The following is a 24690-nucleotide window of genomic DNA, read 5'->3' as shown; positions in this document are numbered from 1 at the left end:
TCAGCGGTTTTTTCCGCCCTCAACATGTCCAAAAAAAATAACGACGCATCCCCTCAACAACTCGATTTGATCGAGTCACCTCGCCTGCATTGGGCCTTGCGTGTTTGCCTTTGGGCCGCAGGCTTGGTGGCAGCGGGCTTGTTGTCCTTGTTGATGGTGATTGGCGTGGCCATGGTGATGGCCTACCCCCAACTGCCCGACACGTCTGATTTGGCCGAATACCGCCCCAAATTGCCCTTGCGCATTTACACCGCCGATGGCGCCTTGATGGGTGAGTTTGGCGAAGAGCGCCGCAACTTGACGCCGATCAAAGAAATTCCACAGGTCATGAAAGACGCGGTGTTGTCCATTGAAGATGCGCGCTTTTACCAACACGGCGGCTTGGACTATTTGGGTTTGATTCGCGCTGGCATTGCCAACTTGGGCAAACGCAAAAGCCAAGGCGCGTCCACCATCACCATGCAGGTGGCGCGCAATGTGTATCTGTCGACTGAAAAAACCTACACCCGCAAAATTTATGAAATTTTGCTCACCTTCAAGTTGGAGCACTTGCTGACCAAAGATCAGATTCTTGAGATTTACATGAATCAAATCTTCTTGGGCAACCGGGCCTATGGCTTTGCATCAGCCGCCGAAACTTACTTTGGCAAACCCTTGAAGGACATCAGCATTGCAGAAGCAGCCATGTTGGCCGGCTTGCCCAAAGCGCCTTCGGCCTACAACCCCATCAGCAATCCCAAGCGCGCACGTTCACGCCAGCTCTACATCATTGAGCGCATGGAAGAAAACGGCTTCATCACAGCCAAGCAAGCGCAAGAGGCCAAAGCCGAGCCCTTGAAAATTCGCGCCAGCAACGACAAGAACCGCATCCATGCGGAGTACGTGGCCGAGACCGTGCGCCAGCTGATGTTTGCGCAGTATGGTCAAGAAACCTACACACGTGGTTTGAACGTTTACACCACGCTCCAATCCACCGAACAAAACGCGGCCTACCATGCCCTGCGCCAAGGCATCATGGACTTTGAGCGCCGTCAGGTGTACCGCGGCCCCGAGAAGTTCATCGACTTGCCCAGCACGCCCAAAGAAATGGAAGAGGCCATCGACGATGTGTTGGAAGACCATCCCGACAATGGCGACGTGATGTCAGCCGTAGTGCTAGAAGCCACACCCAAAAAGATTGTGGCCGTGCGTCAAAACGCAGAGCAAATTGAAATCACTGGCGAAGGATTGAAACCAGCGCAATCTGGCTTATCAGACAAAGCCGGCCCCAACATCAAGATCAAGCGCGGCGCTGTGATCCGTGTGGTGCAAACGCCCAAAGGCACATGGGAAATCACGCAATTGCCAGAAGTGGAAGGCGCCTTCGTGGCCATCAGTCCACAAGACGGCTCTGTGCGGGCCTTGGTCGGCGGTTTTGACTTTGCCAAAAACAAGTTCAACCACGTGATTCAAGCTTGGCGTCAGCCGGGCTCTAGCTTCAAGCCTTTCATTTACTCAGCGGCTCTGGAAAAAGGCTTCACGCCCGCAACAGTGGTGAACGATGCGCCCTTGTTCTTCGATGCAGGCGTCACAGGTGGCCAACCTTGGGAACCTAAAAACTACGACGGCACTTTTGAAGGTCCGATGACCATTCGCAAAGGTCTGGCGAAGTCCAAGAACATGATCTCCATTCGCATCTTGCAAGCCGTGGGCACACGCAACGCACAAGAGTGGGTCACCAAGTTTGGCTTTGATGAAGAGAAACACCCCGCCTACCTCACCATGGCTTTGGGTGCGGGCTCTGTCACCCCCATGCAAATGGCCACGGGTTACTCGGTATTTGCCAACGGCGGCATGCGCGTGCAACCTCACATGATCACTCGCGTCACCGACCACAAAGGCAAAATTTTGGTCGACAGTCCGCCGGTGCCCGTGGACGAAAGCCATCGCGCCATCTCACCGCGCAATGCCTTTGTCATGACCAGCTTGCTGCAAGAGGTGACGCGCTCGGGTACTGCGGCCAAAGCCCGTGTGGCTTTGAAACGAGATGACATCTACGGCAAAACCGGTACCACCAACGATTCCATGGACGCTTGGTTTGCAGGCTACCACCGCAACTTGGCAGCTGTGGTCTGGATTGGTTACGACACGCCCCGCAAGTTGGGTGATCGCGAAACCGGGGGCGGCCTGAGCTTGCCTGTGTGGATCAGCTTCATGGAAACGGCCCTCAAAACACTGCCTGTGTCTGACGCCGTCGCGCCTGAAGGCGTTTTACACATCAATGGCGAATGGTATTTTGAAGAATATGCCAAGGGCGGTGGCGTCACCAGCTTGGGCCTTGGCAATGACAAAGGCGGTGCGCTGCCTGAAGCAGACGAGCGCAAGAAAATCTTAGATTTGTTCCGCAACTGATCAGCGGCGAAGCCGCCGCTGGTCAGAAACTCAGGCGCACACCCGACTGCTCTGTCGCGAAACGCGAGAGGTTTTCAAAGAACTCGCCTTGGCCCTTGGTGTCTTGCCACTGGCCCTCTTTGAACTTGTAGTGGTAGCCACCCGACTTGGCGGCCAGCCACACTTCATGCAAGGGCTTTTGCAAATTCACAATGATTTGGCTGCGGTTGCTGAAGGTGATGGTGATCATGCCGCCCACCCGCTGGTTGTCGATGTCAGCATCGGTTTCGTCATTGATGCGATCGCAACTGCCCTCAATGCGTGACAAAAGGCGTTCAGCAGTATCCAGAAATTCGAGGTCGGTCATTACAATCCGTCACATGTTCAAAGTTTTGAGAATTTTAGTCATTGCCCAAATCCTTGGGGTTTGTGCGGTGGCTTTGAGCGCCTGTGGCCAAAAAGGCCCGCTGGTTCACCCACAAGACCCCTTGGCGGCAGACCGCGCCACCTTGCTTCAAACTTTGATCCCTCAGACCCCTTCCAAAACTGAACCATGACAGCCAACGCACTTCCCGGTCAACCTCACATTGCTTACCAAGGCGAGTCCTTGCACATGGAAGGCGTGGCCATGGCCGACGTGGCCGCACAATTTGGCACCCCTGTGTTTGCCTATTCCAAAGCGTCTATGTTGTCTGCCTTGGCAGCATACCAGCGCGGTTTTGCGGGTCGCAAAGCGCAAATATGCTATGCCATGAAAGCCAATTCCAACTTGGCCATCTTGCAAGTGTTTGCCCAAGCGGGTTGTGGCTTTGACATTGTCTCGGGCGGCGAATTGGCGCGCGTTTTGGCTGCTGGCGGTGAACCCGCCAAAATCATTTTCTCGGGCGTGGGCAAAACTCGCGACGAAATGAAGCAAGCTTTGCAAATTGGCATTGGCTGCTTCAATGTGGAAAGTGATGCAGAGCTTGAAGTTTTGAACGAGGTGGCCTTGTCGCTCAACACTCGGGCACCAGTTAGCCTTCGCGTCAATCCCAATGTCGACCCCAAAACCCACCCCTACATTTCCACCGGTTTAAAGGGCAATAAGTTTGGTGTGGCGCACGAGCATGCGCTCCAAACCTATCAACGCGCTGCGGCCCTGCCTGGTTTGAAAGTGGTGGGCATTGACTGCCACATTGGCTCCCAAATTACCGAAGCCACGCCGTACCTCGATGCCATGGACCGCATCTTGGATTTGGTGGCCGAAGTTGAGGCTGCAGGCATTCCCATTCACCACATCGACTTTGGCGGTGGCTTGGGCATCAACTACAACGGCGATACACCGCCTGCTGCCGATCAACTGTGGCACCAGTTGTTGGCCAAACTGGATGCACGCGGCTATGGCGATCGTCAACTGATGATCGAGCCGGGTCGCTCCTTGGTCGGCAACGCTGGCGTCTGCTTAACCGACGTGGTGTTCATGAAACCCGGCGAGCAAAAAAACTTTTGCATCATTGACGCGGCCATGAACGATTTGCCGCGTCCTGCCATGTACCAAGCCTTCCACCACATCGTGCCCGTGTCACCTCGCGCCGGCGCCACCACCTTGGTGGACGTGGTGGGCCCCGTGTGCGAAAGCGGCGACTGGATTGGCCGTGACCGTGAATTGAATGTTCAAGCAGGCGACACCTTGGCCGTGTTGTCAGCGGGTGCCTACTGCATGAGCATGGCCAGCAACTACAACACCCGTGGCCGTGCAGCCGAAGTGTTGATCGACGGCAAGGCTGTGCATTTGATTCGCGATCGCGAAACGCCTCAAGACACTTTCCAAAGCGAACGCTTGGTGAAGTGAACCACGCGAAAGCCCAGAAGCACGCCTAAGATACCGGCGTAGAGCCAGACCTCATCGAAATTTCTTTTGGTGGCACGCATCCAAAAGAAATGCAGAATGGCCAGCACCGCGATGCCATACACCGCACGGTGCAATTGCCGCCAACGCTTGGCACCCATGGCCTTCACCGCAGCATTGAACGAGGTTGCGGCCAAGGCGGTTAACAACATCATGCCTGCCACACCCACTGCAATGAAGGGACGTTTGACAATGTCTTGGGCAATCTCATCCCATGCCCATGACATGTCCAGCAGGCTGTAACACAGCGCATGAATGCAGGCATAGAAAAAAGTCAGAAGCCCCAAGCTGCGTCTGAACAGCAGCCATTCTGGCCATTGGGTGATGATGCGCAAGGGCGTGATCAGCAGCGTGATGAACAAAAACCGCAGCGTCAAATCACCACTGGCGCGAATCAAATACTCCGCCGGATTGGGGCCTAAGCTATCAAAGTAGACACCGGCGCACAGGTAGGCAAACGGCACCAAGGACAACACGACCAGCACCCACTTGGCCAGGGGCTGGCGCAAGCGGTTTCTCAACATCAGAAGTTCTTGGCCAAGTCCATACCGGCATAGAGCGAAGCTACCTGCGCTTCGTAGCCATTGAACATGAGGGTCTTGCGCTTCTTGTCGAGCAAGCCCCCTTCGCCGATGCGGCGCTCGGAGGCTTGGCTCCAACGTGGATGGTCAACCTTGGGGTTGACGTTGGAATAGAAACCGTATTCTTGCGGTGCCGCTTTTTCCCAGGAGACCAGGGGTTGCTTTTCAACGAAGCGAATTTTGACAATGCTCTTGCCACTTTTGAAGCCGTATTTCCATGGCACCACCAAACGCACAGGCGCGCCATTTTGTTTGGGCAAGACCTCACCGTACATGCCAAAGGTGAGCAGCGTTAAGGGGTGCATGGCTTCGTCCATGCGCAGGCCTTCCACATAGGGCCAGTCCAAATAACCACCGCGCAGGCCCGGCATGGTTTGCGGGTCGGCCTGCGTGATGAACTCGACATACTTGGCACTGGGCAAAGGCTCAACGCGGCGAATCAAATCTGACAAGGAATACCCAATCCAAGGAATGACCATAGACCACCCCTCAACGCAGCGCAGCCGGTAAATGCGCTCTTGCATGGCGCCCCACTTCATGATGTCTTCCAAGTTGAAACGGGTGGGCTTTTTCACCAAACCTTCCACTTCAATCGACCAAGGTGAGGTTTTGAGGGTGTGCGCTTTGCGAGCGGGATCGGATTTGTCCGTGCCAAACTCATAAAAGTTGTTGTAGGTGGTGGCGTCTTGTTGAGACGTCAATTTCTCAACGGTCATGGCGCCTTGAATTTGCGACTGGGTGGCAGGCAAAGCCGCCAGCTTGGCCGCAACACCGCCGCCCTGCGCAAAAGCTTCGCGCTGCGCCCAGCCAGACAAGCCCGCAGCAGCAGCCCCCGCCGTCCATTGGCGCAGCAATTGGCGACGGGTGGCATAGGCCTCAGGCGAGGTGATTTCGCTGCTGAGCGGGTGAATGAATCCATCTTGATGGGTGCGAATGAGCATGGCGGACTTTCAATGTGTGAATGTCATTGGAAAACTTCAGGCATAACCCCGTGTAAGCAAGGGTTAAAGCGCCTCCTAGGGCATCTGTCACGGCCAAAAAAAATGGGCCCGAAAGGCCCATTTTGCAGGTTGACGGCTAACTCGCCGTCAAGCCTATGTGATTAACGCAAACCAGCGATGTAGTCTGCCACCGCTTTGATTTCACGGTCGTTCAACTTGGCTGCAACTTGCGTCATTTGCAGGTTGTTTTTGCGAATACCGTCGCGGAATTGTGTCAATTGGCTGACCGTGTAGTCGGCGTGTTGGCCAGACAAACGGGGGTACTGAGCAGGCATGCCAGAACCATTGGGGCCGTGGCAACCTGCGCAGGCAGCGATTTGGCGATCGGCAATGCCACCGCGGTAAATCTTTTCACCCAAAGCAACTGTTTCTTTTTCTTTGGCAAAACCGGGCGATGCTGTCTTGCTGGCCACGAAGTACGCCACGTTGCGCATGTCTTCAGGGCTCATTTGGGCGGCAAAGCCCATCATGACGGGGTTGGCACGCTTGCCTGATTTGAACTCTTGCAATTGCTTCAAGATGTACTCAGGGTGCTGCTGGGCCAATTTGGGGTTGGCGGGAATCATGGAATTGCCATCGGCTGCGTGGCATGCAGCACAGACACCGGCCACAATGGCTTCGCCTTTGGCCAGGTCTGGCTTGGCAGCTTTGGGGGCTGCGTCGGCGGCAAAAACAGAGCCAACCATCAAAACTGATGTGAAGGCGGCGAACAAAAATTTAGTCATTGACTTCATGGACGACATCCGAAATAGTGGGCGCTAAACCATGGGATTCTACAATGCCTGCTTGCGTCATTTCTGACGCCCTGAAAGTTTGACCTGAATGGCCACCAAAACCAGCCCCGTTTCCACCTCCAAAGCTGCCCCTGCCAAGCCGCGGAAAACCCCTGCCAAAGTGGCCTCTGCCCCCGAAACGCCAGAAATCAAGGCCATCACCCCCATGGGTTGGATGCACACAGCCCGGTTTCTGACCACGGCCGCCGAATTGTTCCATTTGCCCGAACTCGATGTCCCTGAAATTGCCTTTGTGGGCCGCTCCAATGCAGGCAAATCAACCTGCATCAACACCTTAACCCAGCAAAAACAGCTGGCTTTTGCCTCCAAAAAGCCCGGTCGCACCCAGCACATCAACCTGTTTGCCCTGGGCAAACAAGGCGTGACCGACGCTGTTTTGGCCGATTTGCCGGGCTATGGCTATGCAGCGGTCCCCAAGCAAGACAAGCTTCGCTGGCAAAAAGTGATGGCCAACTACCTGGTCACCCGCGAAAACCTCAAGGGCATCGTGCTCTTGTGCGACCCCCGCTTGGGCATGACCGAGTTGGACGAGGTGTTGCTGGAAGTCATTCGTCCCCGCGTTGAGGAAGGACTGAACTTTTTGGTGTTGCTCACCAAATCGGACAAGCTAACCCGCTCTGAAGGCGCCAAAGCTTTGTCCATTGCCAAACTGCAAGCCGGTGGCGGTCAAGCCAAACTGTTTTCTGCACTCAAGAAACAAGGCGTGGAGGATTTGGCGCAACTGATGTGGGATTGGACACACACCGATGATTGAAACCTGGCAACAAGACCTGCCGCATGGCATTCAATTGAGTTGCCGCGCGGCAGGCGCCAAAGGTCAACCCGTGCTGATGTTTTTGCACGGATTTCCCGAAGCGGCGTTTGTGTGGGACGAGATGCTGCTGCATTTTTCCAAACCCGAAAACGGCGGCTATCGATGTGTTGCGCCCAATTTGCGCGGCTATGAAAAATCCAGCCAACCTAAGGATGTGGCGTCTTACCGTGCCAAATTTTTGGTGCAAGACATTGCAGCCCTCATTCAAATTGAAGCGGGTGGAGCGCCCTTGAAAGCCTTGGTGGCGCACGATTGGGGCGGCGGTGTGGCTTGGAACTTGGCCAACCAATTGCCGCAGTTGATGCACAAGTTGGTGATCATCAACTCACCGCATCCGGGCACCTTCTTGCGCGACTTGAAAAGCAATCCTGCGCAAATTGCGGCCAGCGAGTACATGAACTATTTCTGTGAGCCGCAAGCGGCTGCAGAACTCAGTGCCAATGAATTTGAAGTGTTGTTTGGATTTTTAGCCAAAGGCGTCAAGCCCACTTGGCTCACGCCCGAAGTCAAAGCACACTACCGTGCCGCTTGGTCTTGCGGCCTGCAAGGAGGGCTCAACTATTACTGCGCCTCGCCCTTAAAGCCCAACAAGCCTGGTGAGAACACGCTGCAAAATTTGGAATTGCCCAACAGCATGTTGCACATCAACGTGCCCACTTTGTTGCTGTGGGGTTTGAAAGATGTGGCTTTGTTGCCTAGCCTGAATGAAGGCCTGGCCGAGCACATTCCCCAACTCACCTACGTGCCCATTGAAGAGGGCTCGCATTGGGTGGTGCATGAGCACCCCCACATCGTTCAGCGAGAAATCTCGGCCTTCTTGTAAACAGCCGGCGCGCCCTCGGGGCGCGTTTTAAATCGTTTGTGCACCCAGTAGTACTGGTCGGGTGTACGTTCAATGGCTTTGGCCAATTCATCGTTCATGCGCTGTGTGTCCGCTTGAACATCGGCGGTCGGAAAGTCTGACCACGCCTCGGACACTTCCATCTCATAACCTTGCGGCGTCATGCGCGTCACCAAACTCATGACAGGCGCACGGCCCAACCTGGCAAAGCGTGACAGTGAAGGCACGGTGGCCGCAGGCACGCCCATGAAAGACACAAAGACAGACTCTTCAGGCCCAAAGTCCATGTCGGGCGAGAGATGCAGCATCTCGCCCTGACGCAAACCACTCATGATGCGCTTGACACCTTCGTGACGGAAATAAGGTTTCACATTGCCCGTTCTTTGACGGCCCTTGTTCACCCACGCATCCATCACCTTGTTGTGTTGCGGCACAAAAATAAAGGCCACAGGCTTGCTGGCTTTCAAGGTCAAGGCCAACCCACCTGCGTCCAGACCGACAAAGTGCGGCGCAAACACAATCTTGGGGCCCTCTTGCGCCAGCTGCGCCATGGCCACGTCTGAACCGACCCACTTCAAACGCTGTTCAACCAATTGCAAAGGTGCGTGCCACAACCACGCACGATCGAGCAGGGATTGGGCAAACTGCACAAAATGCGCACGCGCCAAATGGTGAATCTCAGCGTCTGACTTGTGCGGAAAGCACAAACGCAAATTGATTTGCACAATGCGGCGCCGACTGGGGACCATTGCCCACAGCAACACGCCCAACACATGACCCAAAACCCGCAATGCAGGCAGTGGCCAGTGCGACAAAAACCGCATCAACGCAATGAACAGGACGCTCATGCGTGCGGCTCCTGCCGTGGTTGTTTGTAACGTGCGTAGCCCCACAAATACTGTTTGGGACGCGTCAAAATCAAACGCTCCATGGCTTGGTTGATTTGAAGCACCACAGCGTCGACGTCGCTTGCCAATTCATCTTGCAACACGCTGGCATGGATGCGATAGCCGCGCCCCCAAGACAAGCGCTCGCCCCAGACCAAAACCACCTTGGCACCTGTTTGCAAGGCCAAGCGCGCGGCCAAGGTCATGGTGTAAGCAGGCTTGCCAAAGAAAGGCACCCATTGGCCCATGCCTTCGGGGGGCACTTGATCGGGCAGCAAACCCACCGATCGACCTGCGCGCAAAGCCTTGATCATTTGCCGGACACCCGCCAAGGTGGTGGGTGCTGTTTCAAGCCCGGGTCGGGCACGCGAAGCTTCCATGACTTGGGCCAAGCCCTTTTGGCGAGACGGGCGAAACAGCACCGTCAAGGGACCTTGCGCAGCACTGAATGCGTTGGCCACCGCCTGCGCAGAAATTTCAAAACAACCCAAGTGGGGGGTTAAAAACAACACGCCCTGCCCTTCGGCATAAGCGGCTTCAATGACTTGAAAGGCGCCCTCGGTCCATTCGACTTTGGGCTGACGCCCCATCCACAAACGCGGCAACTCGGTCGACATGCAACCCGCTTGGCCGACGGCCCCCAGCACTTGCCAGCCACTCAGGCCCGCCGTTTTGACATTGGCCAAAAACCGGCGCCTGTAAGTGGGCGACAACAGCCATGCCAGCCAGCCAATCACTTGACCGATCGCATGCAGTGCCCACAAAGGCCAATGGGCCAAAAATCGAAACCAAAAGATCATGTTGTATTTGGTAAACTACGCAGGTCGCTGAGTTAAACAGAGCAACTTGCAGGGCGACACACACCGTCTGATCAGCATGCACCGCATGCCTCGGATTGTGCCTTGTCTTCGGACAAATCTGCTAAAGCGTTCGCCGAGGCCCCAAAGCTCAGGTAGCGCAAATCAACATGCATGCCAAACTTTAGGAGAACCCTCATGGCGAATGACTATCTTTTCACCTCAGAATCCGTGTCCGAAGGCCACCCCGACAAGGTTGCCGATCAAATTTCAGACGCCATTCTCGACGCGATTTTTGAACAAGACCCCCGCAGCCGTGTAGCCGCCGAAACCCTGACCAACACCGGTTTGGTGGTTCTGGCCGGTGAAATCACCACCAACGCCCACGTCGATTACATCCAAGTGGCGCGCGACACCATCAAGCGCATTGGCTACGACAACACCGAGTACGGCATTGACTACAAAGGCTGTGCCGTCATGGTTTGCTACGACAAGCAGTCCAATGACATTGCCCAAGGTGTGGACCACGCGTCTGACGACCACCTGAACACCGGCGCTGGCGACCAGGGTCTGATGTTTGGCTACGCTTGCAGCGAAACCCCCGACCTGATGCCTGCGCCTATTTATTACGCGCACCGTTTGGTGGAGCGTCAAGCGCAACTGCGCAAAGACGGTCGTTTGCCTTTCCTCCGTCCCGATGCCAAGAGCCAAGTGACCATGCGCTATGTCGACGGCAAGCCCCACAGCATTGACACCGTGGTGTTGTCGACACAGCACAGCCCCGACCAAAGCGAGTCGGCCACCAAAATGAAGGCCAGCTTCAATGAAGCCATCATTGAAGAGATCATCAAGCCTGTGTTGCCCAAAGAGTGGTTGCAAGACACCAAGTACTTGATCAACCCCACAGGCCGCTTTGTGATTGGCGGCCCCCAAGGCGATTGCGGCCTGACCGGTCGCAAGATCATTGTGGACACCTACGGCGGCGCTTGCCCACACGGCGGTGGCGCTTTCTCTGGCAAAGACCCTTCTAAAGTGGACCGCTCTGCTGCTTACGCCGCGCGCTATGTGGCCAAGAACATTGTGGCCGCCGGTTTGGCCACCAAGTGCCAAATTCAAGTGGCTTACGCCATTGGTGTGGCGCGCCCAATGAACATCACTGTCAACACCGAAGGCACTGGCGTGATTGCGGACGACAAGATTGCCGCCTTGGTAAACGAGCACTTTGATTTGCGACCCAAAGGCATTATTCAAATGCTCGACCTCTTGCGCCCCATCTACAGCAAAACGGCAGCCTACGGCCACTTCGGCCGCGATGAGCCCAACTTCACTTGGGAACGTACCAACTTGGCCGCCACACTGCGCTCTGCTGCTGGTTTGAAGTAATTTTCAAACGCCAAGTGCATCCCTTGCGATGCACATTAAAAAAGGGCAAACACCGCGAGGTGCTTGCCCTTTTTCTTTGTTCGATGTGATCTTTATTTAACGGGGTTCTCGATGGCGCCAATGCCATCAATTTCAACACGCACCACATCACCGGCCTTGAGGTATTTGGGCGGTGTAAAGCCAATGCCAACGCCCACTGGCGTGCCCGTGGCAATGACATCACCTGGGTACAAGGTGATGCCGGCGCTCAATGTTTCAACCAGCGTGGGAATGTCAAAAATCAAATCGGGCGTGGCAGCGTTTTGGCGCTCTTCGCCATTCACGTAGCAACGCACATGCGTGTTGGTGCCGTCGAGTTCGTCGGCACTCACCAGCCAAGGTCCCATGGGGCAGAAGGTGTCAAAGGATTTGCCCATGTGCCATTGCATGTGCTTGTTTTGCCAATCGCGCGCCGTCACGTCGTTGACGATGGTGTAACCCCAAACATGCTTCATGGCATCGGCTTTGGTGATGCCCTTGCCGCCTTTGCCAATGATCACGGCCAATTCGGCTTCGTAGTCAATGGCAGTTGACACTGCAGGCATCTCGATCGCCTCGCCCGTGGCGATGACGCACTCGGGCACTTTGGAAAAAATGATGGGCTCGGCGGGAATTTCGCCACCGGCTTTGGCGCTGCTGTCAAAACCGCTGCGGGCAAATTCTTTGGCGTGTGCGTGGTAGTTTTTACCGACGCAAAAGATGTTGCGGCGAGGGTGGGGCAGCGGCGCGCGCAACTGCACGTCTTTCAAAGCAATGGCAGCACCTTGAGGGGGCAATGCTTCACCGCGGGACAAGGTGTCCACCAATGTGAGTGCACCCAGTTCACGATCGGCCAATGGCAGATCAAAAGGCGTGACGGAATTCAGATCTTGAGACACCAAACCCACGTGAGGTTGGTCTTTGTAGAAGAAGGCTGCAATGCGCATGGTATTGGTTTGGGAAGTGAAATTGAGAACAGCCTCTATTGTGCCGTCATCCGCAATTTGTAGGGGTGAGACCAAGTCACCGGCCCACATGTCCCCTTGTGACATAGGTTCATGCAAAAAAGAAAGCGGGGTGTTAGAGTGCGTTTCAAAGGCATTGCACCCGAGCAATGCACCCCAATAAATAGCGCAGGAGACTTCATGAATTTCTTCCATGGGACCCGTCCCACCAAAGCAACTCGACGTCATGTGTTGGGCACTGCCCTCAGCTTAATGGGCGGCCTCTTTTTGCAGATGGGTTTGACTGGCAGCGCCGTTGCCCAAACTGCGCCCTACCCCAACAAATCCATCACCATGATCGTGCCCTTCCCGCCTGGCGGTTTGGCCGACATTGTGGCGCGCCCTGTGGCCGAGGCCATGAGCCGTGAGTTGGGACAACCCGTGGTGATTGAAAACAAAGCAGGTGCAGGCGGCGGCATAGGCATGGGCGTGGCGGCTCGCGCCAAGCCCGATGGCTACACCGTGCTGATGGCGCTGTCGTCTTTGACAGTGATTCCAGAGGCGGATGCCTTGTTGGGTCGCAGCCCTATGTTTTTGCTGAATGAATTGCGCCCCATTGCGCGCTACACCGCAGATCCCACTGTTTTGGCTGTGCGCGCTGACGCGCCTTGGAAAACCGTCAAAGAATTCATTGAAGACGCACGTAAACGACCTGGTGCCATCAACTATGGTTCGTCTGGTAACTACGGCACCATGCACGTCCCCATGGAAATCTTGGCGCAAACGGCTGGCGTCAAAATGACCCACATTCCGTTCACTGGCGCTGGCCCTGCTGTAGTGGCTATGTTGGGTGGACAAATCGACGCTGTTTCAACGGGGCCCGCTACCGTGTTGCAACATGTGAAAGCCGGCAAGATTCGCGTGCTAGGTCATTGGGGCAATGGTGCCTTGGCGTCCTTGCCCGACGTGAGCAGCTTGAAAGATGTGGGCTTCAACGCCGAGTACGCGCAGTGGTCTGGCCTGTTCATTCCCAGCGGCACCCCCGAGCCCATTGCACAGCGCATTCGCGCCGCCGCCAAAGTGGCGGCACAAGACGCCAAAGTGCGCGACGTGATTCAAAACACCGGCAGTCCCGTGGTGTATTTGGACAGCCCTGAATTTGAAAAATACGTGCAAGCCGATGCCAAACGCATGACCGATGTCGTCAAGAAAATTGGCAAAGTCGAATAAGCGCAAACAGAACTGCAACTCATCTTCAAAATTTCGGAGACACACATGAACTCTTACGGTCAATCGACTTATGGCAATGGCACACAGGCCAAAGCGCTGTCCAAGCATGCAAGCAAGCGTCGCAACATGGTGATTGCATTGGCCAGCCTTTTGGTCATGGGCACTGGCATCTTCTTGTCGCAACAAGCGCATGCGCAAAATTATCCCAACCATCCTGTCAAAATCATCGTGCCATTTGCCACAGGCGGTCCTGCCGACAACTACGCGCGGTTCATCGCGCAGCGTCTGCAAGAGAACTTAGGCCAATCATTTGTGGTCGACAACAAGCCAGGTGCAGGCTCTGTCATTGGCACCGACTTGGCAGCCAAAGCCCAACCCGATGGCTACACACTGCTCTTGATGTCCAACACCCAAACCGTGAATGAAACCCTCATTCCCAACAAGCCCTACGCGCTGATGAAGGACTTTGTGGGCATTGCCCCCATCAACTATTCAGACCTGGTGTTGGTGGTCAACCCCACCAAAGGCATGAACTCATTGGCCGACGTCATTCGTGTGGCCAAAGCACAACCTGGCAAGCTGAATTACGCATCGTCGGGTCCTGGGACGCCTTATCACATGGCCGGCGAATTGTTCAAGAGCATGGCCAAGATTGACATGGTGCACGTGCCCTACAAAGGCAGCTCTGGCGCGCGCACTGACGTGCTGGGTGGCCAGGTCGACATGATGTTTGATGCCGTCACCACCATGACAGAACAAGTCAAAGCGGGCAAAGTGAAAGCAGTGGGCACCAGCGGCAAATCTCGTTCAGATGTATTGCCCGACGTCCCCACCTTGAACGAAGCTGGCGTGACTGGCTACGAAGCCACCATTTGGTTAGGCCTGATGGCCCCCAAAGGCACACCAAAAGCCATCATCGACAAACTCAACGAAACCGTTTCAAAAATTGCATCACAAGCTGATGTGAAACAACAATGGGCCAAGCAAGGCGCTGTGCCCATGGTCATGAACCCTGCTGCGTTTGACAAATACTTGAACGACGACATTGCCAAATGGTCCAACGTGATCAAGTCGGCCAATATCAAACTGGACTAATTCTTTTGTCACGCTTTATTCATTTGCTCAGCGGCGGTGCCGCTCAAGGTTTGGTCAACGCTTTAAAGCCGTCCATTGAAACCGCCACCAACACCATGCTGTCCAACACCTTTGGTGCGGTGGGCTTGATGAAGCAAAAGCTCATCGATGGCGCGCCTTGCGATGTGGTCATTTTGACAGCGGCGCTGATTGAGCAACTCACTGCCTCAGGCCACGTGGTGGCTGGCAGTGCGCGCCATCTTGGCCCCGTGAAAACGGGCGTTGCCGTGAAGCACGGCACACCGCATCCCCAAGTAGAAACAGCCGAGCAACTCAAAGCCGCCATGCTGGCCGCCACAGGCATTTATTTTCCCGATCCCCAATTGGCCACAGCAGGCATTCACTTCATGAAGGTGCTCAATGGCTTGGGCATTGCCGAGACCGTGGCCAGCAAACTGCGCCCCTACCCCAACGGAAACACGGCCATGAATGCCATGGCAGCATGCGATGACCCGCATGTCATTGGCTGCACCCAAGTCACCGAAATTTTGATCACCGAAGGCGTTGATTTGGTGGCCAACTTGCCCCTCGAATTTGAATTGGCCACCATGTACACCGCAGGCGTTCGATCGACCAGCACATGCAAGGTCGAAGCGCAGGCCATGATTGACATTTTGACCAGTCCAGAGCAAGCAGCACTGCGCGCCAAGGGCGGCTTCTTGCCCCTGACCTGATTCAGTTCAGGCCAGCGCAGCTTTGGCCAAGTTGTCTGGCGTCATCGGCAACTGCCGCACACGCACGCCCACCGCATGAAAGACCGCATTGGCAATGGCCGCTGTGGTGGGGCCTTGTGTGGCCTCACCTGCGCCCAACGGCGGATTGAGTGATATTGCGTTGAGTGAATCTCCCGGCATCAAATGCACCTGCACTTCGGGCACTTCACTGAAACGCAAAATGGGATACGCGTCCCAATGGGTGCTGGTGATGTGGTTTGCATCCCAATGCGCTTGCTCTTTCAATGCCCAACTGGTGGACTGAATGGCGCCACCTTCCAACTGAGAGATGGCGCCATCGGCATGAATGATTTCACCAATGTCGGCCACCACCCACAATCTGCGCACGTTCACTTGGTGCGTCACCTCTACTTCGGCCACCACAGCGCAATAAGCGCCTTTGCTTTTGTAGCGTGCATACGCAATGCCCAAACCCCAGCCTTCTTTGTGCGCCAAGCTTTGACGACGTTCTAACCAATTCACTTGATCTGCTGCGGTTTGAACAACCGCTTTGGCGCGAGGATCTTCAAGCTTGCTCAAACGAAATGCCACAGGATCGCAATCTTGATCGTTGGCAATTTCATCCATGAAACTTTCGCAGGCAAACACATTGGCATGCGCGCCCAAACTTCTCAACGCAGAGGTTCTGAATGGCAAGCCCAACAAGCGGTGCGCATTCACCTTCACGTGTTGGCTGCTGTAGGGCGGTATGGCATTGCGCTCTGCACCAGCACCTGCTGCTGCGGCCACATTGATGGGCTCCAGCACAGGAAACTTTTGCGCTGTTTGCCAACTGTCTTTGAAGGCCGGCGTGGCCGCGCGGCCAGGCCTTGAACTGTGGCCTTGGCTCCAGACGTCGTGTTGCCAACTGAGCAACTCAACAGGGCCGCCATCTTTGGCCGCGCGAATGCTTGTTGTTTCAGCGCTGGCTTGCACCGTGGCCTGCAACTTCACGCGCATCGCAGGCGCCAAAGGCGATTGCTGCATCTCCTCTTCTCGCGTCCATTGCACACGCACGCACTGCCCTGGCACATGTCTGGCCATCCATGCCGCATCATAGGCCACATCGTCCGCACCGTTGTGTCCGTAACAGCCAGCGCCTCGCATGTGCTGCACTTCAATCTGCTCAGCCTTCACACCAAACGCCAACGCCAAATCTTTGCGCAAAGGGAAAATACCCTGCGTATGACTCCACACCTTCAAACCACTGTTGGTCTCAGCTGAGTCCCAAACCGCCAGCGCCACACTGGGCCCCATCGACCCATGGTGCAATGCGGGGCGGAAATAAACAGCTTCGTACACCTTTGCGCCGGTACTCGCTTCTTGAGGCTGACCTGCTTCATGAAACACCTGCGAATCCATCGCAGGCGCCACGTCAAACAAATCAACACCCCCCTCACGGCATTCAGGCAAGGTCTCAACATCCCATTTCAACAAACGCTGCAACTTGCTAGCGGCCTTCTCGGCCATATCTTCAGTAGGTGCAACAACACCTACCAAGCTGCCATCGCGAAACGCTTGGATCTCTTCAGACATTGCAGCCAAAGCGTCAGTCCACCCTTCGTCTCGCAACGTGCAACGTAAACCAGGCCCTCGCACCATCCGCCCATGTAGCAATTTAATGTTGATCTGACCCCCATTGTTTTTTATTGGGGTCAGATCAACATTAATTCCGAGGTCTTGGAGAAAGACGGGTTGGCCAAATACCAGCGCGGCCAAGTCTTCGCGGCCTTCTGTCAAATTCAAGGCGGAGGACTTGGTGGAGACAATGACATCCACAGGCAACTGCGCATCAAGCTGTGAACGCAATTCTGCGTAAGACGTGCATGCGTGCATTTTGAAAAGATGCGCTGCATGCGCACACGCTTGCCGAATGGCCAAACCGGAATCTTGAACGGACAAGCTGCCAGACGTCATGCCTTCATCGGGGCTATTGGCGGTGTTCGCTGCCTCTATGCGAATCCGTGTCAATGGCAGATCCAACTCGTGGGCCGCCATCAGCTTCAGTGCATGCCCGATGCCTTGACCCAATTCGGCTTTGCCAGTGAACACTGTCACAGAACCATCGGCTTCAAAGCGCAGCCAATGCGCCAGCAAAGGGTTGGCTTTGAGACTCACAGAAGTAGGCAAAGGCTGAATCATGCTGACACCTCGGCGTCGATCAGCTTCAAACCACACTGGCGCGCTGCTGTTTTCACTGCTCTGAGAATTCGGTTGTGTGCGCCACATCGGCACAAGTGCGGCTCTAAGGCTTCGCGAATTTGTCGTTCAGAAACAGTCGCTTGCGCATTCATCAGCAAAGCGGTCGCGCTGATCAGCAAGCCACTGGTGCAGTAGCCGCACTGTGCCGCTTGTTCGGCAATGAAGGCCGATTGCAGTGCTTTCAAGTAAGGCGTACTGGGCAAGTCGGGGTTCTGTGCCGACTCTAACGTCACAACACTGCGTCCCACCAATGCATCCACCGGTAATTGGCAGCTTGGCTTTGATTGGGCATCGATCAAAACATGACAGGCCCCACATTGCTCTTGGCCGCAGCCGTATCGACTGGCCGTTAAGCCCAATTGATTGCGAATAGTTTGCAGAGCGGTGCTGTCAGCGCCTGATTTGAAGGTGACAACTTGACCGTTGACATTCAACTGATGGGTTTGCAAGATGGTGGCTCTACTCTTTGTGAGCGGTCATATTAAAGGATCCTTTAATACGGCAGATCTAAATTAAAAAATACTTTAATTTGACCCGCGTAGAAATCATCGATTCCTATCATTTCAGAATTTTCCAAAAGCCGCCCTTTGACGGACCAATTCGCTCAAGTCGACCGTCAGCGCGCAAAGATTGAATGGCACGCTCGATGGTTCTCTCCGATAACTCAAGGGTGATTGCAAGCTCAGCTATCGTTAAGCTTGAGTCCTGCTTGATGAGACTCAAAATCTCCAAAGTAGGTTTCCCCGACAATTTCCCCGACATTTTCCCCGACATTTTCCCCGACACGGTCTCCAATGCACAGTCCATTGTCAGTAACGACTGGTCATACGGCTCAAATAACTCCTTCATTTTCAGCAACCGCCCCTCACTTTGCCAACTGGTCAAAATGCGGGGCAATCCTGATCCAGCGCGCTCGCCCAAGTTGATCATCAAGAACATTTGTTGCAGCGTGCGATTCCGGCAATCGCTTTCCCCGCCTTTAAGCGCCTGGGCAACGGGAACACGCAGCGCACCAGGATTGCGAAACTCAAAACCTGAAGGCCTTTTAATGACCCGCACCGAAGCCCGATCTGATTAGTCGGCATGGACCAAGGCCTCCCGCAGCGCTTGATGAATAGGCGTGTCGTCTACACGCTTGTCGCCCTGCAGATGAAATGGCACCTTTAAATCGGCCGTCAATTTGCGGATGACCTTTCTGTAAAAGTCAAATAAATTACCTGACCAAGTGCCGTCTGGCACCACCCTGTCTAGCCATCGAACAGAGGTATTGGGTTCATAGGGTTGTTCTTGGTAATCCACAAAATACATTGGGGCACAAGTCATGATGGCTGGCCATTGACCAAACATCAGCAAGCCAGCCAATGTGAGTCCGTTCTCTTTGGTTTCTCTGTCTTCTCGCCAGGCCCCTAGTAAGTGCAGAAACTCGGTGTCGTCCGCCCCTACCCATGGATGCCCGGACTTGTAACTTGCAAACTGATTTCGGTAAGCATGCAAACTCTCTAGGTCAATGTCATTCAAGCCATATCGATTGCAGATGTACGTATCTCGGCTGTCTTGCACCTGTTCTGCCAACATGCGTTTGACTGTGGTGTCATCGCACTTGCGGTCACCATCATTCAGCCGACGATAAGTGTTGCCAAGAGGCTGACCGTTCAGGTAAACCGGTTTGTCTTTTCGACCCGCCTGCGGTATGGACAAGATTAAAACAGCCTGACCCTACAAAATCACCTCCTGCACATCAATGTCGTTGAGTAGGTTGACGCTGACTTTGCCGGCATTGTTCAAGTTGTTGAACAAATCGGACCGCACTTTGTTGATGTCTTTCACCCCAAGCACACTGAATACGCCCGATTTTTCTTGGATACCCAAAATTACCAAGCCTCCATGCGCGTTAGCCATGGCAGAGTAGGTTGGCCAGAAATCCTTGGGTACTTCGCCTTGGCCAGAGGCACCTTGAGCAGCCTTGCATTCCAGTTCTAGGCTTTCGCGCAACAAACCTAAGTCCTCTAGTGAGGTTAGCTTGGTCATTCTGTATCTCTTTGCATGTTGAAGGCTCGCATAATTTATTAGAACTTTTTATTTCAATTAAAAGATTAACAAGCTATCAAGCAATTGCAAGCTTTGAAAGCAAATGCAAGATCTACCTAATAAAACTAAATCTGCCTGCTGCATAACCCCTTTCAAATCCCCTCATTTTTCAAGCCACCTCTTGAAATCCTCCCAAACACCCTTATCATTAGCACTCGCAGGAGATGAGTGCTAACAACCTCAGCACCCTCCAAAGAACCCTAAAGTATTCAATTTTGAATACTTTTTGTTTTTAACCTTGTTTCATATTTAGGAGATGCAATGAAACTACGTCCTCTCGGCGATCGCGTGATCGTTAAACGTGTCGAAAGCGAAACCAAAACTGCCTCTGGCATCGTGATCCCTGATGCAGCTGCTGAAAAGCCTGATCAAGGTGAAGTCTTGGCCGTTGGCCCAGGCAAGCGCAACGACAAAGGCGAAGTGTTGGCCATGAACGTGAAAGTCGGCGACCGCGTGTTGTTCGGCAAGTACAGCGGCCAAACCGTCAAGGTGATGGGCGATGAGCTGTTGGTCATGAAAGAAGAAGACCTCTTCGCGGTCGTGGAATAAATATTTTTTGTGGGACTGATCGGCCATCGCGCGAAGCGCATGACCGCTCTATCCCCAACTGATTAACTGAATTTAGGAGCTAAAAATGGCAGCAAAAGACGTAATTTTCGGCGGCGAAGCCCGCGCACGCATGGTTGAAGGCGTGAACATTTTGGCCAACGCGGTCAAAGTAACTTTGGGACCTAAGGGTCGCAACGTGGTGCTCGAGCGCTCTTTCGGCGCCCCCACCGTGACCAAGGACGGTGTGTCCGTGGCCAAAGAAATCGAACTCAAAGACAAGTTGCAAAACATGGGCGCCCAGATGGTCAAGGAAGTTGCTTCCAAGACTTCTGACAACGCTGGTGACGGTACAACAACTGCTACCGTGTTGGCACAAGCCATCGTTCGCGAAGGCATGAAGTACGTTGCCGCCGGCATGAACCCCATGGACTTGAAGCGCGGTATCGACAAAGCTGTCACAGCCTTGATCGAAGAGTTGAAGAAAGCCACTAAGGCCACTACAACCACCAAAGAAATCGCTCAAGTTGGTTCTATTTCTGCCAACAGCGACCACAGCATTGGCGAGATCATTGCTAAAGCCATGGACAAAGTGGGCAAAGAAGGCGTGATCACTGTTGAAGACGGCAAGTCACTCGACAACGAACTCGACATCGTTGAAGGCATGCAATTCGACCGTGGCTACCTGTCACCCTACTTCATCAACAACCCCGAGAAGCAAGCTGCTTTGCTCGACAACCCCTTCGTGTTGTTGTTCGACAAGAAAATCAGCAACATCCGTGACTTGTTGCCTACATTGGAAGCCGTTGCAAAAGCTGGCCGTCCTTTGTTGATCATTGCTGAAGAAGTTGAAGGCGAAGCCTTGGCAACTTTGGTGGTCAACACCATTCGCGGTATCTTGAAGGTTGTGGCTGTGAAAGCGCCTGGCTTCGGTGATCGTCGCAAAGCCATGTTGGAAGACATCGCGATCTTGACCGGCGGTAAAGTGATCGCTGAAGAAGTGGGCCTGACACTCGAAAAAGTGACATTGGCTGACTTGGGTCAAGCCAAACGTATCGAAGTGGGCAAAGAAAACACCATCATCATCGACGGTGCAGGCGCAGCTGGCGACATCGAAGCACGTGTGAAACAAATCCGCGTTCAAATCGAAGAAGCCACTTCTGACTACGACCGTGAAAAACTGCAAGAGCGCGTGGCCAAGTTGGCTGGCGGTGTTGCCGTGATCAAGGTTGGCGCGGCCACCGAAGTCGAAATGAAAGAAAAGAAAGCCCGTGTTGAAGACGCATTGCACGCTACTCGCGCTGCTGTGGAAGAAGGCATTGTGGCTGGCGGTGGCGTTGCCTTGTTGCGCGCTCGTCAAAACGCTGGCGCCATCAAAGGCGACAACGCTGACCAAGACGCTGGTATCAAGCTGGTGTTGAAAGCCATCGAAGCGCCTTTGCGCGAGATCGTGTACAACGCAGGTGGCGAGCCATCTGTGGTGGTGAACGCTGTGATGGCCGGCAAAGGCAACTACGGCTTCAACGCTGCCAACGACACCTACGGTGACATGATTGAAATGGGCATTTTGGACCCCACCAAAGTAACACGCACAGCTTTGCAAAACGCAGCATCCGTGGCTTCTTTGATGTTGACCACAGAGTGCATGGTTTCAGAAGCACCGAAAGACGACGCACCTGCCGGTGGCATGCCTGACATGGGCGGCATGGGTGGTATGGGCGGCATGGGCATGTAATTGCCCGCTGCCTCAAGGGTCTGCACAGACCTTTGACCTCGCACAAGAAACCCCGCAAGAAATTGCGGGGTTTTTTTTCGACCGCGCATTCTCAAAACAAGTCATCTAAGATGAGCTCGTGAATTACTTAACTTCTTATCAGGTAATCAAACACCCATGACCGCAAGCTTTCAAATTCAACACAGCGCCATGCTGCTCAAATATTCGGGCATCAGCTTTATTTCCGGCGCAGTGAACCATGGTTTCTTCAGTGGCGAACGTTCCCTCTGGACTGCAGCAATAGGCATCGTCCTTTTTGTGGCCGGCGCATGGATGGAGCACCGCAGTCAAAACAACACGCAAAGTTTGATTGAATCACTTTGGGTGGGCACGTTGCTGTCCATTGGTTTAGGCTTCTTCACAGGCGGACTACAACATTTTCCTGACTCGCCTGCGCGCAGTGCGTGGGTGGTGCCATTAGGATTCGCCATTTCTATTTTGGCGCTGATGTTCACACTCAAAATGCGCATGCAACGCGCATTGATCGTGTATTCATTGAGCTTGGGGCTTGCGGTTTGCGCCAGCAGTTGGGCCGCTTATCAAGCCTTCGAGCGCAACCCAGAATGGGCGGCTGGTGGTCATGCACATGGCGCAGAAGACGCGCATGACACACACAGTGCGCCCGACAGCACACCCATGCACAGCGCAATGGTGATCGATCGCACACTCCAAGTCGACATGAACGACACGATGCGCTTCACACCCGATCTGTTGCAAGTTGCAGCGGGTGAAACGCTCAAATTGGTGGTGCACAACAGCGGTAAATTGCCGCATGAAATGGTCTTGGGCTCTGAAGCCGCGCTCCAAGCCCACGCGGTTGAGATGAAACAATCGCCAGGGCACTCAGGCGGGCACGATCACGCTTCTGGCAATGACTTGCTGGCACTGAGCGTCAAACCAGGCGAAACCAAAGAATGGGTGATCAAGTTCGACCAAGCTCAAACTTTGCAGATGGCTTGCCTCATCCCAGGTCATTTTGAAGCCGGTATGAAGGGGCAAGTGATTGTGCAGGACAAGGGGGCAACAACGCCATCAGCGCAAACGAAAAAACCCGTCAACGAACACGATCACAGTAGCCACAAGCACTGAAGAAAGCTGGGCCAGAAATGTCTGGCCCTGTTCAAATTCAAGCTGCGCGAACCCTTTGCAGCAATTGGGCTGTAGAGGCATCTAGCCCGGCAACATCACCCGATTCAAAGCGAGCATGAATGTCTTTGGCCAACACTTTGCCCAACTCGACACCCCATTGGTCAAAACTGTTGATACCCCACACTGCACCGCTCACAAAGACGCGGTGTTCTTGCAAGGCAATCAAGGCGCCCAAATTGAAAGGCGTTAAGTCTTCCAGCAAGATGAAGGTACTGGGCCTATTGCCTGCAAAGTTTTTATGACCCCCTGCATCCGACTTGCCCACCATCAAGGCCTGCGCTTGCGCCAGCACGTTGGACAACAACAAAACTTGGTGATCGGGCAACGCATGCGTGGCATTTTTCACCGCCACAAACTCCAGCGGCACCACATCGGTTCCTTGGTGCAGCATTTGGAAAAAAGCATGCTGCCCGTTGGTACCAGGCTCGCCCCACAACACCGGTGACGTGCCATAAGGCAAAGCTTGTCCCGCATGGTCCACTTGCTTGCCGTTGCTTTCCATCTCGAGCTGCTGCAAGTAAGGCGCAAAACGTTTCAGGGCGCTGTGATACGGCGCAATGCACCGGCTGGTGTAGTGCAAAAAGTTGCGATACCAAACATCCAACAAGCCCAAACGGATGGGCAAATTCTGCGCCGCATTGGCATGCAAAAAGTGCTGGTCCATGGCGTGTGCGCCCGCTAAAAATTCACGGAACTTGTCCGCTCCAATGGCAATCGCCAAAGGCAATCCAATGGCCGACCACAATGAATAACGACCGCCGACCCAATCCCAAAAACCAAAACAAGTTTGAATGCCAAACTGGCCAGCGGCTTCGACATTGGTGGTGAGCGCTGCAAAGTGACGCGCCACATCGGTGCCGCCTTGCGCTTCAAACCATCGCTTGGCCGACAAAGCATTGGTCATGGTTTCCAACGTGGTGAAGGTTTTAGAGGCCACCAAGAACAAAGTGTTCTCTGACTTCAAGCCCTTCAAAACCTCATCAAGCTCATGACCATCCACATTGGACACAAAGTGAAAACGCTTGCCCTGCAGCGCATAAGACTGCAAAGCCATCACCGCCATTTGCGGCCCCAAATCAGAGCCGCCAATGCCGATGTTCACAACGTCGGTGATCTGCGTGTCCAAGCGAATCTTCTCAGCATACGACAGCATCGCATTCAAAGTCTGGTGCACATCGTTCAACGCTGCCTTGACTGGTGCTGGCAGCGCTTGCGCAGCGGCACCTTCAGCAGGATGGCGCAACAACCAATGCATCACAGCGCGTTGCTCAGTGTTGTTGATGGCCTCACCTCGGGACATGCGATCGCGATGCGTCAACACACCGGCTTGCGCCGCCAAAGCCAACAATTGCGATTCAACCTTGGCATCCCAATGGTTCTTCGACAGATCAGCAAACACGCCGGGCGCTTCTTGACTGAAACGCGACGCACGCTTTGCATCGGCTGCAAACGCATCGCGCAAATCAAATCCAGAAAACGCCTGGGCCAGTTCGCTCAGGCCCTGCCAAGCGGCTGTTTGATCTCCTCGCATCGCGG

Annotated in this window: 25 protein-coding genes; 12 read left to right on the top strand and 13 right to left on the bottom strand. The window is 54.3% G+C overall.

Annotated features, from left to right (window positions below):
• The first annotated feature begins 24 nt into the window (after window positions 1-24).
• On the top strand, window positions 25-2391 hold the full coding sequence (locus tag L103DPR2_RS03545; protein WP_055359779.1) for a penicillin-binding protein 1A: 2367 nt from the start codon (window positions 25-27) through the stop codon (window positions 2389-2391).
• A gap of 22 nt (window positions 2392-2413) precedes the next feature.
• On the opposite strand, the gene cyaY is transcribed toward L103DPR2_RS03545, so the two are convergent.
• Entirely contained in the window at window positions 2414-2737 is a 324-nt protein-coding gene (gene cyaY / locus L103DPR2_RS03540) for an iron donor protein CyaY (RefSeq protein ID WP_055359778.1), read from the bottom strand.
• On the opposite strand from cyaY, the gene lptM reads away from it, so the two are divergent.
• Both lptM and lysA read left to right on the top strand, forming a co-directional pair.
• Window positions 2619-2927 (top strand): LPS translocon maturation chaperone LptM, encoded by a 309-nt coding sequence (gene lptM / locus L103DPR2_RS14525; RefSeq protein WP_335337957.1) that lies wholly within the window; start codon window positions 2619-2621, stop codon window positions 2925-2927. The genes cyaY and lptM overlap by 119 nt on opposite strands.
• Window positions 2924-4201, top strand: coding sequence for a diaminopimelate decarboxylase (lysA, locus tag L103DPR2_RS03535; RefSeq protein WP_055359777.1), 1278 nt, complete (start codon window positions 2924-2926; stop codon window positions 4199-4201). The genes lptM and lysA overlap by 4 nt, the downstream gene beginning before the upstream one ends.
• On the opposite strand, the gene L103DPR2_RS03530 is transcribed toward lysA, so the two are convergent.
• The 3 genes from L103DPR2_RS03530 to L103DPR2_RS03520 form a co-directional block, all read right to left on the bottom strand.
• Window positions 4165-4782 (bottom strand): sulfite oxidase heme-binding subunit YedZ, encoded by a 618-nt coding sequence (locus tag L103DPR2_RS03530; protein ID WP_055359776.1) that lies wholly within the window; start codon window positions 4780-4782, stop codon window positions 4165-4167. The two genes, lysA and L103DPR2_RS03530, sit on opposite strands and share 37 nt — an antisense overlap.
• A complete protein-coding gene (msrP, locus tag L103DPR2_RS03525; RefSeq protein ID WP_055359775.1) occupies window positions 4782-5780 on the bottom strand; it encodes a protein-methionine-sulfoxide reductase catalytic subunit MsrP in 999 nt (332 codons plus the stop codon). Before msrP ends, L103DPR2_RS03530 begins: the two co-directional genes overlap by 1 nt.
• A gap of 161 nt (window positions 5781-5941) precedes the next feature.
• Window positions 5942-6526 carry a c-type cytochrome gene (locus L103DPR2_RS03520; RefSeq protein WP_231717714.1) on the bottom strand — a complete coding sequence of 195 codons (585 nt, stop codon included), beginning with the start codon at window positions 6524-6526 and terminating at the stop codon, window positions 5942-5944.
• 253 nt (window positions 6527-6779) lie between these two features.
• Here L103DPR2_RS03520 and yihA point away from each other — a divergent pair, with 253 nt between their 5' ends.
• Window positions 6780-7388 (top strand): ribosome biogenesis GTP-binding protein YihA/YsxC, encoded by a 609-nt coding sequence (gene yihA / locus L103DPR2_RS03515; protein ID WP_055361821.1) that lies wholly within the window; start codon window positions 6780-6782, stop codon window positions 7386-7388.
• The gene (locus tag L103DPR2_RS03510) at window positions 7381-8271 is read left to right on the top strand and encodes an alpha/beta fold hydrolase (protein ID WP_055359774.1); all 891 of its coding nucleotides are present in this window, start codon (window positions 7381-7383) and stop codon (window positions 8269-8271) included. Before yihA ends, L103DPR2_RS03510 begins: the two co-directional genes overlap by 8 nt.
• Here the strand turns inward: L103DPR2_RS03510 and L103DPR2_RS03505 are convergent.
• Both L103DPR2_RS03505 and L103DPR2_RS03500 read right to left on the bottom strand, forming a co-directional pair.
• Window positions 8244-9137, bottom strand: a complete 894-nt coding sequence (locus tag L103DPR2_RS03505) for a lysophospholipid acyltransferase family protein (protein ID WP_055359773.1) — start codon at window positions 9135-9137, stop codon at window positions 8244-8246. The genes L103DPR2_RS03510 and L103DPR2_RS03505 overlap by 28 nt on opposite strands.
• Window positions 9134-9976: a lysophospholipid acyltransferase family protein gene (locus L103DPR2_RS03500; protein ID WP_055359772.1), complete on the bottom strand. Its 843-nt coding sequence runs from the start codon at window positions 9974-9976 to the stop codon at window positions 9134-9136. Before L103DPR2_RS03500 ends, L103DPR2_RS03505 begins: the two co-directional genes overlap by 4 nt.
• Before the next feature lie 195 nt (window positions 9977-10171).
• On the opposite strand from L103DPR2_RS03500, the gene metK reads away from it, so the two are divergent.
• Window positions 10172-11356 carry a methionine adenosyltransferase gene (gene metK / locus L103DPR2_RS03495; protein WP_055359771.1) on the top strand — a complete coding sequence of 395 codons (1185 nt, stop codon included), beginning with the start codon at window positions 10172-10174 and terminating at the stop codon, window positions 11354-11356.
• Between the two features lie 92 nt (window positions 11357-11448).
• Here the strand turns inward: metK and L103DPR2_RS03490 are convergent, their stop codons facing one another.
• Window positions 11449-12321, bottom strand: a complete 873-nt coding sequence (locus L103DPR2_RS03490) for a fumarylacetoacetate hydrolase family protein (protein ID WP_055361820.1) — start codon at window positions 12319-12321, stop codon at window positions 11449-11451.
• A gap of 270 nt (window positions 12322-12591) precedes the next feature.
• Here L103DPR2_RS03490 and L103DPR2_RS03485 point away from each other — a divergent pair, with 270 nt between their 5' ends.
• The 3 genes from L103DPR2_RS03485 to L103DPR2_RS03475 are packed head-to-tail and all read left to right on the top strand — an operon-like array spanning window position 12592 to window position 15356.
• The gene (locus L103DPR2_RS03485) at window positions 12592-13548 is read left to right on the top strand and encodes a tripartite tricarboxylate transporter substrate binding protein (protein ID WP_055361819.1); all 957 of its coding nucleotides are present in this window, start codon (window positions 12592-12594) and stop codon (window positions 13546-13548) included.
• A 45-nt stretch (window positions 13549-13593) separates the two neighbouring features.
• Window positions 13594-14643: a tripartite tricarboxylate transporter substrate binding protein gene (locus L103DPR2_RS03480; RefSeq protein ID WP_335337956.1), complete on the top strand. Its 1050-nt coding sequence runs from the start codon at window positions 13594-13596 to the stop codon at window positions 14641-14643.
• A gap of 5 nt (window positions 14644-14648) precedes the next feature.
• Entirely contained in the window at window positions 14649-15356 is a 708-nt protein-coding gene (locus L103DPR2_RS03475; RefSeq protein WP_231717674.1) for a molybdate ABC transporter substrate-binding protein, read from the top strand.
• Between the two features lie 6 nt (window positions 15357-15362).
• On the opposite strand, the gene L103DPR2_RS03470 is transcribed toward L103DPR2_RS03475, so the two are convergent.
• The 5 genes from L103DPR2_RS03470 to L103DPR2_RS14460 form a co-directional block, all read right to left on the bottom strand.
• On the bottom strand, window positions 15363-17537 hold the full coding sequence (locus L103DPR2_RS03470; RefSeq protein WP_055359769.1) for a xanthine dehydrogenase family protein molybdopterin-binding subunit: 2175 nt from the start codon (window positions 17535-17537) through the stop codon (window positions 15363-15365).
• On the bottom strand, window positions 17534-18046 hold the full coding sequence (locus L103DPR2_RS03465) for a (2Fe-2S)-binding protein (protein ID WP_055359768.1): 513 nt from the start codon (window positions 18044-18046) through the stop codon (window positions 17534-17536). Before L103DPR2_RS03465 ends, L103DPR2_RS03470 begins: the two co-directional genes overlap by 4 nt.
• Window positions 18047-18155: 109 nt before the next feature.
• Complete coding sequence (locus tag L103DPR2_RS14470) at window positions 18156-18656, bottom strand: HTH domain-containing protein (protein WP_231717673.1); 501 nt, start codon at window positions 18654-18656, stop codon at window positions 18156-18158.
• A gap of 15 nt (window positions 18657-18671) precedes the next feature.
• Complete coding sequence (locus tag L103DPR2_RS14465) at window positions 18672-19295, bottom strand: hypothetical protein (protein ID WP_231717672.1); 624 nt, start codon at window positions 19293-19295, stop codon at window positions 18672-18674.
• 18 nt (window positions 19296-19313) lie between these two features.
• A complete protein-coding gene (locus L103DPR2_RS14460) occupies window positions 19314-19625 on the bottom strand; it encodes an AlbA family DNA-binding domain-containing protein (RefSeq protein WP_231717671.1) in 312 nt (103 codons plus the stop codon).
• Between the two features lie 321 nt (window positions 19626-19946).
• Between L103DPR2_RS14460 and groES the strand changes: the two genes are divergently transcribed.
• The 3 genes from groES to L103DPR2_RS03445 all read left to right on the top strand — a co-directional run bounded on the left by groES (window position 19947) and on the right by L103DPR2_RS03445 (window position 23094).
• Window positions 19947-20234, top strand: coding sequence for a co-chaperone GroES (gene groES, locus L103DPR2_RS03455; protein ID WP_028819828.1), 288 nt, complete (start codon window positions 19947-19949; stop codon window positions 20232-20234).
• 85 nt (window positions 20235-20319) lie between these two features.
• Complete coding sequence (gene groL, locus L103DPR2_RS03450; protein WP_055359767.1) at window positions 20320-21966, top strand: chaperonin GroEL; 1647 nt, start codon at window positions 20320-20322, stop codon at window positions 21964-21966.
• Between the two features lie 156 nt (window positions 21967-22122).
• Window positions 22123-23094 (top strand): cupredoxin domain-containing protein, encoded by a 972-nt coding sequence (locus L103DPR2_RS03445; RefSeq protein ID WP_055359766.1) that lies wholly within the window; start codon window positions 22123-22125, stop codon window positions 23092-23094.
• A 37-nt stretch (window positions 23095-23131) separates the two neighbouring features.
• Here the strand turns inward: L103DPR2_RS03445 and pgi are convergent, their stop codons facing one another.
• Window positions 23132-24685, bottom strand: a complete 1554-nt coding sequence (gene pgi, locus L103DPR2_RS03440; RefSeq protein ID WP_055359765.1) for a glucose-6-phosphate isomerase — start codon at window positions 24683-24685, stop codon at window positions 23132-23134.
• Window positions 24686-24690: the final 5 nt, after the last annotated feature.

The organism is Limnohabitans sp. 103DPR2, assembly GCF_001412575.1.
Classification (GTDB): Bacteria; Pseudomonadota; Gammaproteobacteria; order Burkholderiales; family Burkholderiaceae_C; genus Limnohabitans_A.
This window is presented reverse-complemented; position numbering and strand designations above follow the sequence as displayed.

Excerpts from the sequence above, each read along its gene's own strand:
- L103DPR2_RS03545 (WP_055359779.1), top strand. The coding sequence starts at position 25 with ATGTCCAAAAAAAATAACGACGCATCCCCTCAACAACTCGATTTGATC.
- lptM (WP_335337957.1), top strand. The coding sequence starts at position 2,619 with ATGCCGCCCACCCGCTGGTTGTCGATGTCAGCATCGGTTTCGTCATTG.
- cyaY (WP_055359778.1), bottom strand. The coding sequence starts at position 2,737 with ATGACCGACCTCGAATTTCTGGATACTGCTGAACGCCTTTTGTCACGC.
- lysA (WP_055359777.1), top strand. The coding sequence starts at position 2,924 with ATGACAGCCAACGCACTTCCCGGTCAACCTCACATTGCTTACCAAGGC.
- L103DPR2_RS03530 (WP_055359776.1), bottom strand. The coding sequence starts at position 4,782 with ATGTTGAGAAACCGCTTGCGCCAGCCCCTGGCCAAGTGGGTGCTGGTC.
- msrP (WP_055359775.1), bottom strand. The coding sequence starts at position 5,780 with ATGCTCATTCGCACCCATCAAGATGGATTCATTCACCCGCTCAGCAGC.
- L103DPR2_RS03520 (WP_231717714.1), bottom strand. The coding sequence starts at position 6,526 with ATGGTTGGCTCTGTTTTTGCCGCCGACGCAGCCCCCAAAGCTGCCAAG.
- yihA (WP_055361821.1), top strand. The coding sequence starts at position 6,780 with ATGGGTTGGATGCACACAGCCCGGTTTCTGACCACGGCCGCCGAATTG.
- L103DPR2_RS03510 (WP_055359774.1), top strand. The coding sequence starts at position 7,381 with ATGATTGAAACCTGGCAACAAGACCTGCCGCATGGCATTCAATTGAGT.
- L103DPR2_RS03505 (WP_055359773.1), bottom strand. The coding sequence starts at position 9,137 with ATGAGCGTCCTGTTCATTGCGTTGATGCGGTTTTTGTCGCACTGGCCA.
- L103DPR2_RS03500 (WP_055359772.1), bottom strand. The coding sequence starts at position 9,976 with ATGATCTTTTGGTTTCGATTTTTGGCCCATTGGCCTTTGTGGGCACTG.
- metK (WP_055359771.1), top strand. The coding sequence starts at position 10,172 with ATGGCGAATGACTATCTTTTCACCTCAGAATCCGTGTCCGAAGGCCAC.
- L103DPR2_RS03490 (WP_055361820.1), bottom strand. The coding sequence starts at position 12,321 with ATGCGCATTGCAGCCTTCTTCTACAAAGACCAACCTCACGTGGGTTTG.
- L103DPR2_RS03485 (WP_055361819.1), top strand. The coding sequence starts at position 12,592 with ATGGGCGGCCTCTTTTTGCAGATGGGTTTGACTGGCAGCGCCGTTGCC.
- L103DPR2_RS03480 (WP_335337956.1), top strand. The coding sequence starts at position 13,594 with ATGAACTCTTACGGTCAATCGACTTATGGCAATGGCACACAGGCCAAA.
- L103DPR2_RS03470 (WP_055359769.1), bottom strand. The coding sequence starts at position 17,537 with ATGATTCAGCCTTTGCCTACTTCTGTGAGTCTCAAAGCCAACCCTTTG.
- L103DPR2_RS14460 (WP_231717671.1), bottom strand. The coding sequence starts at position 19,625 with ATGACCAAGCTAACCTCACTAGAGGACTTAGGTTTGTTGCGCGAAAGC.
- groES (WP_028819828.1), top strand. The coding sequence starts at position 19,947 with ATGAAACTACGTCCTCTCGGCGATCGCGTGATCGTTAAACGTGTCGAA.
- groL (WP_055359767.1), top strand. The coding sequence starts at position 20,320 with ATGGCAGCAAAAGACGTAATTTTCGGCGGCGAAGCCCGCGCACGCATG.
- L103DPR2_RS03445 (WP_055359766.1), top strand. The coding sequence starts at position 22,123 with ATGACCGCAAGCTTTCAAATTCAACACAGCGCCATGCTGCTCAAATAT.
- pgi (WP_055359765.1), bottom strand. The coding sequence starts at position 24,685 with ATGCGAGGAGATCAAACAGCCGCTTGGCAGGGCCTGAGCGAACTGGCC.